The 14,794-nt window shown below is 49.5% G+C and carries 9 protein-coding genes; 2 read left to right on the top strand and 7 right to left on the bottom strand.

The features are described 5' to 3' along the window. Positions 1–45 precede the first annotated feature (45 nt). From CKO12_RS00230 to CKO12_RS00205, 6 genes are all read right to left on the bottom strand, one after another. Positions 46–1,038 carry an XrtA-associated tyrosine autokinase gene (locus tag CKO12_RS00230; RefSeq protein WP_200152725.1) on the bottom strand — a complete coding sequence of 331 codons (993 nt, stop codon included), beginning with the start codon at positions 1,036–1,038 and terminating at the stop codon, positions 46–48. A 10-nt stretch (positions 1,039–1,048) separates the two neighbouring features. Next, positions 1,049–2,623 (bottom strand): XrtA system polysaccharide chain length determinant, encoded by a 1,575-nt coding sequence (locus CKO12_RS00225; RefSeq protein WP_200152724.1) that lies wholly within the window; start codon positions 2,621–2,623, stop codon positions 1,049–1,051. A 63-nt stretch (positions 2,624–2,686) separates the two neighbouring features. Continuing rightward, positions 2,687–3,274, bottom strand: a complete 588-nt coding sequence (locus CKO12_RS00220; protein ID WP_200152821.1) for an XrtA/PEP-CTERM system exopolysaccharide export protein — start codon at positions 3,272–3,274, stop codon at positions 2,687–2,689. Positions 3,275–3,366: 92 nt separating this feature from the next. After that, positions 3,367–4,734 (bottom strand): PEP-CTERM-box response regulator transcription factor, encoded by a 1,368-nt coding sequence (gene prsR / locus CKO12_RS00215; protein WP_200152723.1) that lies wholly within the window; start codon positions 4,732–4,734, stop codon positions 3,367–3,369. Positions 4,735–4,744: 10 nt separating this feature from the next. Next, positions 4,745–6,775: an XrtA/PEP-CTERM system histidine kinase PrsK gene (gene prsK, locus CKO12_RS00210; protein WP_200152722.1), complete on the bottom strand. Its 2,031-nt coding sequence runs from the start codon at positions 6,773–6,775 to the stop codon at positions 4,745–4,747. 16 nt (positions 6,776–6,791) lie between these two features. After that, positions 6,792–8,642, bottom strand: coding sequence for an AAA family ATPase (locus tag CKO12_RS00205; protein ID WP_200152721.1), 1,851 nt, complete (start codon positions 8,640–8,642; stop codon positions 6,792–6,794). Positions 8,643–8,908: 266 nt separating this feature from the next. Between CKO12_RS00205 and CKO12_RS00200 the strand changes: the two genes are divergently transcribed. Next, positions 8,909–9,100 carry a hypothetical protein gene (locus CKO12_RS00200; protein WP_200152720.1) on the top strand — a complete coding sequence of 64 codons (192 nt, stop codon included), beginning with the start codon at positions 8,909–8,911 and terminating at the stop codon, positions 9,098–9,100. A 72-nt stretch (positions 9,101–9,172) separates the two neighbouring features. Here the strand turns inward: CKO12_RS00200 and prsT are convergent, their stop codons facing one another. Beyond that, entirely contained in the window at positions 9,173–12,871 is a 3,699-nt protein-coding gene (gene prsT / locus CKO12_RS00195; protein ID WP_207146190.1) for an XrtA/PEP-CTERM system TPR-repeat protein PrsT, read from the bottom strand. Positions 12,872–13,211: 340 nt separating this feature from the next. Between prsT and CKO12_RS00190 the strand changes: the two genes are divergently transcribed. Then, a complete protein-coding gene (locus CKO12_RS00190; protein WP_200152718.1) occupies positions 13,212–14,687 on the top strand; it encodes a circularly permuted type 2 ATP-grasp protein in 1,476 nt (491 codons plus the stop codon). The last annotated feature ends 107 nt before the right edge of the window (positions 14,688–14,794 follow it).

The raw sequence follows: 14,794 nt of genomic DNA, 5'->3' as shown, positions 1-14,794 counted from the left end.
CTGTGATTAGTGCGCAACGTGACCAAGTTAAATCTCCAAACTTTGTTAATTTTTTGGTTTATGACTAACATCAGTTGTTGGAGCATCACCATAACCATAGCTGTAACTATAACCATATCCAGTACCATATCGATTTCCAAAACTGGGTCGATATTTATTTAAGACTAACCCTTTAATTTTATCTTGTCCTAATCGGGCTAAGGCTTCAGTAACTGCTTGTTGTACGGTCTGTTCTGCTGCCACCACCAGCACAATCTGTCCCATCATTTCTGATAAAACCGCACTCTCGGTGGTCAATAAAAGTGGTGGTGAATCAAAGATAACAATACGATCTGGATAACGCGTTGACAGTTCTTCCATAATAGCCAACATGCGTTCGCTTGCTAAAAGCTCAGTTGAGCGATCATGATGCTTCCCTGCCGGAATCACTCGCATATTTTCAATGTTAGTTTTCACTAATACATCGGCAATGGACAACTGATCGTTTTCTAAAAGATCAATGAGACCTTGCTTAAAATTAATGCCTAAACGTTTTGAAGCAGCGGGTTTTGCAACGTCACCATCCACCAGCAAAACGGTACGATCCTGCTCCATGGCAATACTCATTGCAAGGTTAATTGAGGTAAAGGTTTTGCCTTCACCAGATAGAGCACTTGTTACCATGATCAAATTGGGATTATCCGCTATATCAGCGCCTTTTTTATCGACATTCAGTAATAACGGACGTTTAATTAAACGGTATTCTTCAGCAAGTTGAGAACGTCTAGCATCAGGGGTTAAAATTCCAATTTGACGCAGCTGATCAAACGGCAACCGATGAAATCTACTTTGGCTGATAGTATTTGCTTGATCTTGTTGGACGTTCCATTCTTGTTTAACATTTTTTTGGTTTTCTGTAGAAATTTCTATTTGATCTGAAATAGTATTTTGTTGCTGAATAGTTTCAGTATTTATCTGAAGAACTGTACTTGTGTGATCAGTGGAAACAGACGAGGCAGTTAATTCGCGTTTCGCAAGTGCTTTTTGAATGGTACTCATAACTCCAACCTCACATCCAATTAAGAAGATAAGAAAATTTCGTTTGCACTAGTCCGCGTAAAATCGGTAGACCAAAAAGTACAAATAAAAATACAATAATTAGTCCGCCAGTTGTTAAAATAAATGGAATTAACATTAACATTTTGCGCTGCTTGTTTTTTGGGTTATCAACAAAAGTAACAGTTCCAAGTACAGGAAAACCTGTTACACGGTAAAGCTGACTACGATCATCAAAAACGGGTTTTAATAAATCCATAATCAATGCCAAAACAAGACCAGCAGCTATTGAAGACAGAAAAACAACGCTAGAAAGTAACAAGCGATTTGGTGCCGAAGGTTTTAAGGGTGTAAAAGGTGGGTCGATAATACGAAACTTAACACCTTCTGAAGTTTTTTCTACCGATTTTGATAATCGGGCTGTCTCCCGTCGCCCTAGCATTGCTTTATGCTGTTCAGCGACAGTGGTGTAGTTACGTGTCAATTGTTTTAGTTCTGCTTCAATGCGCGGAATACTATCAATCTGACTTTCAAGTTCAGTCACTCGCTTGCCATAATCTTCAACTCGCGCTTTCATGGCAGCAATTTGTGTATCTGCTTCACTCAATGCAACTTTCAAGCTACCGTAAACCGTATCTGCCTGTACAGTCCCAGTTGCTTGTTCAGTGCGACTTGCAAGTGCTTTTTGCTTGTTGCGTAACTGGCTTTCTGTGATTTGTCGGCGCAGTTCTATAATATCTGGATGCTTTTCTGTGTAACGCAAAAGCAAATCATCAAGTCGTGTTTGCAACGCAAAAATACGCGGGTCTTCAATTTCTTGCGAGGGCGTATCGTTAACACTCGAAATAAACGCTTGATCTTGCGTTTCAATTTGAAAACTTAACTCATCACGTCGCCAATTTGCCTCTCGCAATGCGAGTTCCGAATCTTTCAATCCTGCTCTGGCAGCTTCTAACGATTTATAGTAACCACCCTGGTCTGCAGATAACAAACCAGCATATTTACGCTGAAAATCTGCAAGTTGCTGTTCCGATTGTTTTAGCCGTGATTCATATTCGTCAATTTCTTGATCTAAAAAATCCTGTGCTGTTGTGGAAGAACGTTGGTCATTCGTTAAGGCTTCTTCAATAAAAATTGAAACAAGTGACTGCACCACCTTTTTTGCGCTTTCAGCATTACGATGCTCAAATGAAATCGAATAAAGCGATGGGTTGGAGCGATCACCCATAATTTTAATTTTTTTGCTTAATTCCGCAATTAATAGTTCTTTTTCCCGCTCGTTATTTTGCATCAAATCAAGGTCGCTCATACTCAGAATTTTTTCTAAATTTGGGCGACTTAATAACATCTTGCTCATTAACGCAACACGCTGTACTAAATCTGGTTGCACCGTCAAACCCTGCAACAGTGGACGTAAGACGCTATTTGTATCGACAAAAACCCGTGCCGAAGCAGAAAACTCATCAGGGATGCGACTAACAAAAATCCAGCCACCAATTGCAATAACCCACGCAACAATGAGTGCTAACCACCGGTGACGCCACATTCCCCGCACATAAGTTAAGACTTGTCCTAGAATCTCGTGCATAGTGGTTCTTTAAATTAAAGTTGTGAATAGACTTGGCGGCACATTAAAATATGCTGAATGCGTCTAAAACCAAGATTCAGGAATAATTAAAATATCGCCCGGCAACAAACTGACATTTTGTGAAATGTCACCGTTGCGAATTAAATCATTCAGACGCACCGAGTACTGTTGTTGCTTACCACCTTGATAGCGTACCAAAACGGATTGATTGCCGGCAGCAAACTCTGTTAATCCACCAACTTGAATCATTAAATCTAACAGCGTCATATGTTTACGAAAGGGCACCGCCGCTGGTTTTAAGGCTTCACCAACAATGCGCACCTGTTGTGTTGGTAATCCTATAAACCCATTCACAATCACCGTGACAATTGGCGAGCGAACGTAAGTCGCAAACTGTTTCTCAAGATCACGCGCCAATTGCGAGGGTGTTTTGCCGCTTGCTTGCATATCTTCAATCAATGGTGTTGTCAACATGCCATCAGGACGCACGGGAACGCTACCAGACAATTCATTCAAACCCCAGACAAAGATATTGACGGTATCACCAGGAGCAATTTGATAAAAATAGCCATCTTGCACGGTAGCTTCACGTTGTTCTGTTGGAACCGGTGGCAGCTTTTGCCGCCGTTTGAATAAAGAACAACTGGTCATCAACAGTAATGACAGGATACTTACTAAAACAATCTTTTTTTCTAAACTAAGATAGATTTTCACAATATGTGCTCCCTGGCTCCCACACTTGCTTATTCTTTGGAAGCAACTTTTAGGTTATATTTTTCAAGTAAGCCATACAAAGTTGGGCGGGTAACGCCTAATTCTTTAGCGGCAAGCGAGATGTTACCATCAAATTGAATCAAAGCACGCCGAATGACCTGTGATTCTGCTTGTAACCGCGCTTCTTGTATAGTCATTAGTGTATGAGGAACATCGCTCACGCAATCTAAATCCAAATCATCTAGGCCGATTTGTTGTCCTTCTGCCATAATGGTGGCGCGTTTAATGCGGCTTTCCATTTCTCGCACATTACCAGGCCAGTGATAATTGTCGATTGCGACCAGTGCTTCTCGTGTAAATCCGCGGAGTGATTTTCTAAATTCAAGGTTAAACCGATTGAGAAATGCTTTAGCAATTAAGATGACATCTCCATCGCGGTCGCGTAACGGCGGCAAATTGACGATAATTTCACTAACACGAAAAAATAAATCTTCTCTAAATAACCCGTCAGCAATACGTTTTTGTAAATTTTGATGTGTGGCACAGACCAGTCTTAAATCAACAGCAATTGTTTCACGACCACCAACACGCTCAATAACCCGCTCTTGCAGAAACCGTAAGAGCTTGGCTTGTAGTGGCAACGGTAAATCACCAATTTCGTCTAAAAATAAAGTACCACCATCTGCATATTCAACTTTACCTCGTGTTTGCTTTACTGCTCCAGTGAATGCGCCTTTTTCGTAGCCAAACAGTTCGCTTTCTAACAGATGTTCTGGAATTGCGGCGCAGTTGATTGCAACCAAGGAACCAGCAGCACGACTCCCCATATCATGTAAGGCACGCGCAAACAATTCTTTGCCAGTACCACTCTCACCTAATAATAATACACTGGCATTGGTTACCGCAACTTTTTCAATAGTTTGACACACTTTCAACATTTGTGGGCTATTACCAACGATTCCATGCAATAGCGTGTTGCCAGCGGGTTGATTTAAACGTCGATTTTCTAATTCTAACTCAAATAGTTGCTGTGCTCTTCCCACTACCAAGTTTAATACATCAGCATCAATTGGTTTGAGATAAAAATCATACGCGCCCAGTCCAATCGCTTTAACTGCATTACGGCGATCATCATTACCGGTCGCCACAATCACCTTCGTTTCTGGTGCAAAGGTAAGTATTTCTTCTAAGGTAGCAAATCCTTCACTCACGCCACCGGGATCGGGTGGCAAACCTAAATCTAATGTGACCACGCTGGGACGATAACGCCGCAATGCTGTCATTGCGTCATTGCGATTTCCAGCAATCACAACTTCAAAGTCATCAAAACACCAGCGCAATTGACTTTGCAATCCAACGTCGTCTTCAACTACTAATAAAGGGTTCAGTTTTTTCATTATTATTCCTTTATTTTAAATGTGGCAATACAATTTGCATCACAGTTCCTTGTCCAAGTTGGCTGTGAACATTTAAGGTACCGCCGAGCGAACGAATAAATTCTCGGCTTTCAAATGCCCCAATTCCCATTCCTGTTAATCCCTTCGTTGAGTCAAACGGTCGAAATAATCGCTCACAAATAAATTCAGGTGACATGCCAGTGCCAGTGTCCTCAATTTCAATCACCGCATCATTGCCCTGCTGCTGTAATCGTAACCACACTTGTCCCGTTGGCGGAGTGGCATCTTGCGCATTTTGCAACAAATGTCCCAACACAGTGCGCAACCGTTCACGATCTGCATCAACGTGAAGTCCGGGGACACGTTGCAACACCTGCGGCGTCGGTTGGCGATCGCTATAAGCAAGCGCCAGTTCATCAAGCAATTCATCAAGTTGCACACTGGTTGCGGGTGCGCTTCTGGCACCAGTACGCAATTGTTGCATCAATCGTTCCATGCGTGTCACGGAATTCTTAACGGTGTGGATCATGTCATCAACAAAGGCTGGATTATGTTTATGTTTTTCCGCATTTGCGATTAATAATGATTGTTGTGCCAATAGATTTTTAAGATCGTGCGCAACATAAGCCGACAATTGGCTGAACGCTTCAAATTGTCGCGCCCGCATTAACGCTTGATCGAGCCGATATTGCGCGACATAGCTTGCTGCTTGATGCCCCGCTGTTTTTAATAGCGAGCGATCTTCCCAATTCAGTCGCCGCACCGGATCGGTATTCGTCAATACCGCAAAGGCTCCAAGTTCATTGCGAAAAAATAAGGGAATAATTAACCACGCAGTTGGCGTCTTTTCGAGCCAAGATGGCGGCACAAATCCGTTATACAGCTCTGGCACCGCTCGATATTCAACTAAATCAATAATCCAACCGCGTTCAACTAAAAACTGAACCAATGGTTGATCGCTGCGTTGTAATAAAGTATTGGGAGCTGGCACCTTGACGCGCTCAATTAACGTAAATGCGCCCTGTTCATTATTGATCCATAGCATTCCGCCAGTACTGCCCACAATGGCACCAAGCGCCGTTACCACTGCTTCTGGCACATTAACGCCGGGGCGCGATAATTCTGCGGTAAACCGTAGCCATTCTTCTCGATAGTCGTATTTCAAACTGAAAAAATGACGATTTAATAAAACGCGCAGACGGGCGCGGAGTTGCGCAGAAAATAATAACAAAATTAAAGCAATGATTGCTATAAATAAAAACGCAATTTGTAGCAACGCGCCCCAGGTGCCACCGAAATAGCGGATGTAATATCCCGCTGCGGCCATCGCGGTTAAATAAATTCCAGCACCTGATAATGTTGCTGAATGAAAAACGACATGACGCGATACGCACACTTCTAGTGACCAACTAGGATTGCGTGCCGCTGACACCGCAATTAACGGGACAATTAACGCATTTACCAGCCCTCGCGCTTCCCAGAGCTGGGGATCGGTGCGTTGCATGAGTAAGGCGTCAGCATAAAAAAATAAGTCATAAATAAATACTGCTCCTAATCCTAAACACAGGTGTTTAATTTCTGCCCGCTGGTCTGCCCGCCGATTCCGAAATACCTGCTCTACTAATAATAATCCGGTAATTGCCAGCAACGTCCACACTAAAAATAATGTATTCGCTCCCAGCGCCAGCCAGCCCACTACTTCAGGTAGCACCACCGTCAAGAATGCGGCGCCAGCAATTAATATCCACACTCCGCTCAACCAGCGCCGCTTCACTTCGCGGTCGGCATCAGCAACCAGAATATGTACTAAAAAAAACAGCCATGCCCCGGTGCGAATCAGCTCCACCGTTGCCAATAACAACAGCGGTAAAAACATTTCGACCGCAATGATTAAATTGAGCGTCGCCCACACTGCGGTCGCAGTCACCGCCACCACCGCCACCAGTCCCATCAAACGCCCGCGCCACGCCGTCACTAATAACGCTGTCAGCAGCAGATATGCCACCAAGGCGGCGCTGTAACTGAATAACCCCACGTTCATTGGAGTGCGTCACCTCTCAACGGTCGGCAATCACGGTCAGTTCCACCACCCGCCCTTCCACTGGCGCGGCATCCATGTCAGTCGCTTCACGCGGTCCACGACCTTCCACGCGCAACCGATCTCGCGCCACTCCCAGCGTGACCAGATATGCCGCCACCGCCTCGGCGCGACGTTGCGATAACGTCAGGTTATAAGCCGGATTGCCGTAACGGTCTGAATACCCAATCACTTCTGCTCGCGCCGTCGGCACTTCCTGCAATTGAGCACTAAACGCCTTGAGAGCGGAATCAAATTGCGTATCTACCACCACACTGTTGCGTGCAAACGACACTGCCAGCCGCGCTGGCGCAACGGGGCGAGGTGGTGGCGGCGTGAGCGATGTCGTCATGCTGTCAAATGCCGCCTGCGATGCCGCCACCCGCGCTGGCAATTCCGCACCAACTGTCGGCACCACCGCCGTCGGGGTGGTCACCGGCGCGGTGGTCAACAGCCCCGGCTGATTCGTAAATTGCGGCACGACTGGCGGCGGCGCGGGAATCGGCGGTGACACGATCCGCGCCGGTGGCGGTGGCGACTCTGGTTGCGGCGGCGCAGCCGGCATCATGCTGGGTAACCACGCCAGCACCTGCTCCACCAGCGGTCGCCACGCGATGAATTCCCGCGCATAAAACGCGCCGCCACCCAGCAGCACCAAAATCAGCGCCATCACGACCGGCAGTCGCCAGTTCCGCGCTGGCGCTGGTGACACTGGCGGCGGGACGGGCGTTTGCCAAGCGAGCGCGGCGGTCATCTCGGATTCTAAATTCGCGGCATCTTCGTGCTGCAAAATCTGACTGAGCGATGGCGGCGGTGACGTTTTGGACGGCGCTGCCGTTTGTGGTGACGGCGGCACGGGCGGAGCGGCTGGCGGAGTGACGGGAGCCAACGGCGGCGCGGCCACCAAACCGCAGTCGATTCGCGCCCAATCCGCTTTGGCAGTTGCCGCCGCGCTCGCCAACGCCGCCGCAGATGGCGGCGTCTCATCCGGGCGCTCGCTCATCGGCGCGTGCGGTATTAAATCTTCCTGCTGCAATTCGCCGAGCACGAATTGAATATCAGCCGGCGTCAACGTGTGTAATTCTTCAATAAACCCGTGCAATAACAAGCGACTGGTCACAAGGTTAATCATGCGCGGGACGCCGCCGCTGAATTGATAAATGGCTTGCATGACGCCGGGTTTGAATTGCGGATCACCTTGCCAACCGGCTTTAATTAAGCGATGTTGAATGTAACCAATCAATTCTTGCGGACTGAGCGGCTCTAAATGCCAAGCAGCGAGTAGGCGCTGGTGAAGCTGTTCTAATTCTTTACTGCGCACCAAATCGCGCAGCGATTCTTGACCAATGAGCACGATCTGGAGCAGCGGTTGTCCCGCCTGTTGTAAATTGGTCAATAACCGCAATTCTTCGAGAGCTTCAATTGACAAATCTTGTGATTCATCAATAATTAACAGTGCGCGTTTTCCGTATTGATATTGTTGGACGAGAAAGTTTAATAACCCTTGCAACACCATTGCTTTATTTGGAGCTTTGGCATCTACTCCGAACGCATACGCGGTCATACGCAATAAATCTTCAGCACCCAATCGCGTACTCATCAAGGTGGCAACTTTGACATCTTGTTGCGTTAAGCGTTCGAGCAAATCGTGTACTAAAGTGGTCTTACCCGTACCCGGTCGACCAGTAATCATCACGAACCCTTCTGCCCGATGCAAAGCGTAATCAATGTACGCTTTTGCTTTAGCAAAATTATCGTGATTAAAACAAAACCGGTGGTCGGGACTCAGCCGAAATGGATCAGCATTGAGACCATAAAAACGTTCATACATAAAGATCACCCAACCGTTTAACGCCTAGCCAAACCCGCGCAGTTACCTGCCGCTTGGGAGCAAGTGCGGTGTACCACGCTCTGGCGCAGCAAGCAAAAACTGTGAACGCCGTCACAATCCCTAACCTAACCTTTTTGTAGGCTTTCAGCATCTTAGGTGCCAGACCAAGCGTTATGCGCGGCACCCGATTCAAAGTTTCTGTATAAAAACCGTTAATCTACACATCATCCTTTGATGTTCAGCGCCCACGACAAGGAGCAGACAACATGACTCAAACCACCACTACCTTTGATTTGCAACAACTCAGCATCCAAGACCGCATTGATTTTTACGAGCAAGAATTGGCAGCATTAGACAATCCAAAAACCTTTCGTGAGCGCGTATTATTGAACGTCTATCGCTGTTTATTGCAAAGCAGCTTGAGACAATACGGACATCAAATGCACTTAGTTAGCTGATCATATTAGTGTGTGATTCAATAAAAACCGGGGTTTTTACCCCGGTTTTTTTATGCCACCACCAACAGCGTATTACGGCCGCAATTGCTTGAGTAACGCTTCCGCAGCATCTCGTTCTGCAAAAGATTTCTGGCGACTCAACGCCACATCCAATGCCTGTAGCGCCAGCGCCGTATCCCGATCTTTCAATAAAATCTGGGCTTTATGGAACAGCAACGCGCCATTCTCAGGATCAATCTCCAGCGCCCGATTGATGACGTTTCGCGCCTCGCGCAGCTTGTCGTTTTGCGCCAACACCATCGCCAACGTATCAACAACTTCTATTGATTTCGGCGCAAGGTCATACGCTTGCTGCGCATAATCCAATGCCGCTTCTGGCTCCTGTTCCCGCAATAACCACGCCAGATTATTTAATGCCACCACATTTTTAGCGTTGCTCTCCAGCGTATGCCGAAAATGCATAATTGCTTCAGGAATATGCTGTTGCAGCATCAATAACTGCGCGAGTTGAAAATGGATCAAACCATCTTGCGGATGTTCTGCCACCCATTCCGTCAGCACCCGCTGCGCGGCAGTCGTTTCTTTCAATTGATTCAATACTCGCGTCAGCGCCAGCACACCCACAGTCGAGGGTGCCGTTTGGAGCAGCTTTTGATACGCCACCCGCGCTGCTGCCCAATTCTGTTCCTGCTCGGCCACATTGCCGCTCAACAGCAACACATCCGCATGATCGGCACCAGCAACCTTGGTCAACGCAGCTAACCGTGCCTGCGCCTGCGCGGGCGGAGTTTGCGCCATAGCCAATCGCGTCAAACCAATCAACGCCGGAATGGATCGCGCATCCAGCGCCAGCGCATCTTCCAACGCCTTTTGTGCCAAATCAGGATGCGCTAAACCCATTTCAGCCTGCGCGATTGCCAGCCATATCTTCGCTTCACGGGGATTGAGCGTCGCCAACCGCGCCAAGGTAGCTCGCGCTTCTGGGTAGCGTTTCAAAGTCAGCTCCGCCTCAGCAATCAATCCGAGCAGATCAACTCCGGTCGGATATTGCTTTTCCACCGCCTTGAGCACCCGCAACGCCTGTTCTGCGTCATTCTGTTTGAGATGAAATGCCGCCAAATACAGCCGGGGCTGGAGTTGCTGCGGATTCCGCTGCACGGCTGTTTCCAGATACTGCCGTGCCGTTGCCAACTCGTTTTGTGACAGCGCCACCCGCGCCAAATTGACCAACAGCCCGATGTCATCAGGATGACGTTGCAAGCTGGCGCTGTAATACTCTTTTGCCGCTGCAAGGTCTTTCGCTTGCACCGCCAGCACCGCCAAACCATTGCTGGCAGTCACATTGCCCGGCTCCAATTCCAACGCCCGCCGCAGCGCCGTCGTCGCCGCATCCGTTTTTTTATCTTGCAAATACAACATTCCCAACAGCGCCTGCGCCCGCGCCGACTGCGGTTGGCGGGCGGTCAAATCCAGCGCGGCTGCTAATGCTGCCGCTGGTTGCTGGTTGCGCAAATGACTAATCACCAACTGTTCGGCAGCGTTCCAAAGCGTCGTATTACTGTCGAGATTGGCATCGAAGCCTTCCGCGCTCATCAAGGCTTGGAAAGCGTTATTGGCGGCTGACGTGTTGCCATTGAGCTGCGCCAACTGTCCTTCCAACAGCAACACATCAGGATGGGTCGCGCCGAGCTGCGTTTTCAACTGCTGCAAACGCCGTTGAGCGCCATTGCTGTCCTTTTCTGCCAGCGCCAGCCGCGTCAACAAATTGAGCGCAATCGCAGATTTCGCATCCAATTTCAACGCCTGTTCCAAGGCTTGCTTGGCGGGCGCGATCTCGCCTAAACCGGCAGCGGCGATGGCTTGGGCGATATACAGCTTGGGATCGTTGATTTTTAAGTCTTGCAAGCGTTTGAGCGTGATCTGCGCGGGCGCGAACTGGCGCAACGCGATCTGCGTATCTGCCACCACGCCCAGCGCCGCCGGATGATTCGGAAATGCCGTCTCAGCTTTGATGGCGATCTCCTGCGCCCGCGCTGGTTCGCCGCGTTGCAGGTAATACGCGGCAAGATATAACTGCGGCTCGAGCAGTTTGGGATTGCGCTCGTAAGCCGTCTCCAGATGGGTTTTGGCTCGCAGCGGATCATTTTGCGCCAGCGCAATTTTGGCCAACATGATGTGCAAACGGGCGTTGTTGGGATGATGTTTCAAGCTGGCGTTGAGATGCGCGTTAGCGCCATTCAAATCTTTGTCTTGCATCGCCAAGGCAGCCAAGGCGCTGCTGGCGGTGAGGTCTTTTGGATCCAACGTCAACGCCTGTTGAAAAGCACTGCGGGCAGCCGCTGCATCTTGACGTTGCAACTGCACCATGCCCAGCAACGTCTGCGCCCGCGCCGAATTGGGTTCCTGAGCCTGATACTCCTGCGCCATGCGCAGCGCCTGATCCAACTTGTCCGAGCGCAGCGCACCGAACACCAATTGTTCAGTCGCACTTTGGAAAGTGGGGTCTTGTTTCAACGCCTCCTGCAACACGCGCACGCCTTCCTGCGTATCGCCATCACTGAGCAGCGCGGTGCCCAAACGCGCAGTCGCTGCTGCCGAATCAGGCATCTCCGCTTTCACCTGCCGCAGATAAGTGATGCTTTCATCACTCTTGCCCTGCCCCAGCAACGCACTCGCCAACAAATCCTTGGCTGCCACATCATCCGGCTGGCGCTGCAACAGCACCCGCACCACTTTTTCAGCTTCCCTGAAATCATTTTGTTGCAACAGCGCCGTCGCCAATAACCGTTGCGCCGTCGGATCGTCCGGCTGCGCCGCCACCGCCCGCTGCAAATGAACCTGCGCCGATGCCGAATCGTTGAGCGCCAACCGCGTCGCGCCCGCCAACGTCAACGCCGCAAAGAAATCAGGACGCAACCCGAGCGCCACATCAAGTTGCGTGATCGCCTCGGCGTAATTCTTTTGGTTGTATAGCAACAAGCCTTCGAGATAACAAAACTGCGGATTATTTTTGAGCTTTCCGCGCAATTGCGCCAAATCCTGCGCCGCCGTATCCAATTGATTGGCTTGAATACGCACGGACGCCCGATTCAATTGCGCTTGCATCCCAAATGCCGGATCGGACATGGCTGCTGTGAATGCAGCTTCAGCAGCACTCCATTGCCCCGCCATCCGCTCCACTTCACCGAGCAAACTCAACACCTGCGCATTTTTCGGTTCCAGCGCCAGCGCCTGCTGGAGCACCGCCCGCGCCGCGTCAATCTGATTATTTGTCGCCTGCAACCGCGCTGACGCCAACAACACCGGCACCGATTCAGGAGCCAATTTAACGGCTTCTGCCAATTTCGCCGCCGCTCCGCCCGTATCCTTGAGAGCTTGCAGCGCGTCGGCTTGCAGCGCGAGTAACTGCGCTTGCAACAGCGGCGGCGCGGTTGCCAGCGGCTGCTGGGCGGCGACTTCAGCAAACTTGCCCTGCTGCAATTGCACCAACGTCAACCAAGGCTGCACGTCGATCTCAGTTGCGCCGACCGTCACCGCCTTTTTCAATTCCTGTTCAGCCGCCCCAACGTCACCGCTGCGCACATAGGCTTGTCCCAATAACAGCCGCGCTTGCTGATGTCGCGCATCTTTTTTCAAGACATTTTTTAAGTCGATAATCGCAGTTTTTAATTCGCCTTTTCCCAATGCCGTTTGCGCATGAGCGAATTGCTGTTCTGCGGATTCTTCAACACAGCCGCTGCTCATCACCGCAGTTAAAGCCAGTGCAAGCAAAGTTTGTGATCGAGAATAAAAAATTCTATTCATCATTACCTCGTTCGTTAAGAATAACGCATTAAAAATACAGAATGAGACGCGAATGTGCTGTTATTGTCGTGCGGTAAGAGATGACATTCTGCGAGGCACGGCGACATAACACAATGTGCGCTGCGCACCCGAATAGTGCAATTTCATTCGCCACTCCACTTTTTGGTTCAAAGCGCCCCAATCGCCCCGTCGATTTCACTGCGCAATCATTCGCATCCGGCAAGAAAAATAGTGATTGGCACAGTTTTTGTGTAACCCTCTGACGCAGACGAGAGGCGCAGCGACCAGCGTGGTTACCGAGGATTTTATGCTCAAACAGTTTCAGTCCAGTGCAATGCACCCAGCGCAGGAGTCGTCAACGGCACCGCCAACTGCGTTTCATGAATTTTATCAAGATGATTTCCGTCCGCGTGATCATTATTTGCCGATGTGGGAACACATCCAAGTGACCGGTCAGCAAATGCTGGGAGCCAAAGCCCGCGAAGCGCATTTGGCGCTGCACAACGAGGGCGTCACCTTCACGGTGTATTCCGAAACCAATGAAGGCATCGAACGGGTGTGGCCGTTTGACATCTTACCGCGCTTGATTGCGGCAGCGGAATGGCAGCAATTGGAGGCGGGAATTAAGCAACGCATTCGGGCGCTGAATCTCTTTTTGAAAGATTTATATCACGGGCAACAAATTCTGAAAGATGGAGTGGTGCCGACGGATTTAATTTATCACGGCAAAGATTTTCGCCGTGAAATCATAGGGATCACGCCGCCCCATGATATTTATACGCACATCAGCGGTATTGATTTGATTCGCGCCGAAGATGGTGAGTATTTAGTTTTGGAAGACAATTTGCGCACGCCGTCTGGCGTGTCATACATGATTGAAAACCGCATTATTGAGCGCCGTATTTTGCCGGAGTTTTTTGCGCAATATCGGGTACGGCGGGTGGAACATTATCCCGAATTGTTATTGCAGGCGTTGCGTCATTTATCGCCACGCGGCGCAGAAGCGGCAGTGATTGTGGTATTGACGCCGGGGATTTTTAATTCGGCGTATTTCGAGCACACTTTTTTAGCCAAAGAAATGGGCGTGGAATTGGCGGAAGGGCGAGATTTGGTGTGCAAAAATAATAAGGTTTATCTCAAAACCACGCAGGGACTGCGCCAAGTCGATGTGATTTATCGGCGCGTAGACGATGATTTTCTCGATCCGTTGGTGTTTCGGGCGGATTCGATGTTGGGCGTCGCTGGCGTCATCGCGGCGTGGCGGGCCGGTCAGGTTGCGATTGCAAACGCGCCGGGCGCGGGCATCGCGGATGATAAGGCGGTTTATAGCTATGTGCCTGATATAATTCGGTATTATCTCGGAGAAGAACCCGTTTTAGCCAGTGTGCCAACGTATCAAATGACCAATCCGCAAGATCGCGCTTATGTGCTTGATAATATGCAGACGATGGTGATTAAGGCGGTGGCGGAGTCGGGTGGCTACGGCATGTTGATGGGGCCGTCGTCAACGGTGGCGCAACGGGCGGAATTTGCCCGCAAGGTGACGGATAATCCGCGCAATTACATCGCCCAGCCGGTGGTGCAAATTTCGCGGCATCTGTGCTATCTCGACGGCGAGCTGGAATCGCGGCATCTGGATTTGCGGCCGTTTGCGATTTATGGGCGCGAGATTGAGGTTGTGCCCGGCGGGTTGACGCGGGTGGCTATGACCAAAGGATCGTTGGTTGTGAATTCCTCGCAGGGCGGGGGCAGTAAAGATACTTGGGTGTTAGCCGACCGTTGAGCGCGTGCGTTGATTAAAGGCTGAAAACACGATGAATACACCTGAACCAAACAGCGCGAGTCATTGCGATGCGCTCGCGCTCCTTTTCAATCCGCGACTCGCTGGCG

Source organism: Chromatium okenii, assembly GCF_016583745.1.
Classification (GTDB): domain Bacteria; phylum Pseudomonadota; class Gammaproteobacteria; order Chromatiales; family Chromatiaceae; genus Chromatium; species Chromatium okenii.
The sequence above is the reverse complement of the archived record's forward strand: the minus strand, read 5'-3'. Positions and strand labels throughout refer to the sequence as shown.